Origin of the sequence: Streptococcus sp. DD11, assembly GCF_001578865.1 — a bacterium.
Classification (GTDB): Bacteria; Bacillota; Bacilli; order Lactobacillales; family Streptococcaceae; genus Streptococcus; species Streptococcus panodentis.
On record NZ_KQ969408.1, the window covers coordinates 1 to 1,059 of the forward strand.

The 1,059-nt window shown below is 44.5% G+C and carries 1 pseudogene; it reads left to right on the forward strand.

Features of this window, described 5'->3' with window-relative positions:
* Positions 1–1,059: pseudogene (locus tag STRDD11_RS13095) on the forward strand (IS3 family transposase); the annotation flags it as partial.

Below are 1,059 nucleotides of genomic sequence, written 5' to 3' on the forward strand. Positions count from 1 at the left end.
AGAACAAGGTCGATCTATCCGTACTTTGGCAAGAATATTTGGAGTCTCTGACACAACCATTCGAGACTGGGTTCGTAAGTATAAGCAAGATGGAATTGACGGTCTTAAAGAGAGCCGGACCTGGAAGAAATACAGTCAGGAGTTGAAAGAACAAGCCGTCCAAGATTACCTTGAGGGACGAGGAAGTTTAACTGCTATTGTCGAAAAATATGATATTTCTACTCATTATGTTCTCAGAAACTGGATAAAAGGGTATACTAGTGGTAAGGAATTAACAAGCACTAGTAAAGGATTATCCAGAATGAAACAAGGACGCAAGACAACATTTGAAGAACGGGTTGAGATTGTTCACTTCACCATTGCTCATGAAAAGGACTATCAGGCAGCGATTGAGAAATATGGCGTTTCCTACCAGCAGGTTTACTCCTGGGTCAGAAAGTTTGAAAAAGACGGAAGCCAAGGCCTTCAAGACCGTCGTGGAAAAGGGCTGGAAAGCAAGCCTAATTTAAACGCAGAGGAAGAACTTCAACTCAAAATCAAACAGTTAGAAGAGCGGAACCGCTATCTGGAAATGGAGGTAGGTCTCCTAAAAAAGTTGAAGGAGCTCGAACAGCGAAACCTGTGGTGAGGCTGGGAAGATCTCTTCTCAAATTCCAAGCGATTTATGAATATGCTCAGGAACGCAAGGAGGCTTCCATCAGCCAGCTCTGCCGCATACTCAAGGTCTCACGCTCGGGATATTACAAGTGGCTCAGCCATGAGGAGACGGACTCTGAAGTCACCAATCAGAAATTGATGGAGAAGATTCAAGAGCTGCATGCGCGATTTAATGGTATCTTAGGCTATCGGCGCATGACGCGTTTTCTCAACAGAGAACTCGGTACAACTTACAACAAGAAGCGCATCCGGCGTTTGATGCGGATTCTGGGGATTCAATCCATTATCCGCCGTTCTCGTGGTTACTGCACCAAGACCAGTTTTATCAATATTGAAGAGAACATCCTGAATCGTGATTTCACGGCTGAGAAACCAAATGAGAAGTGGTGTACAGATGTGACC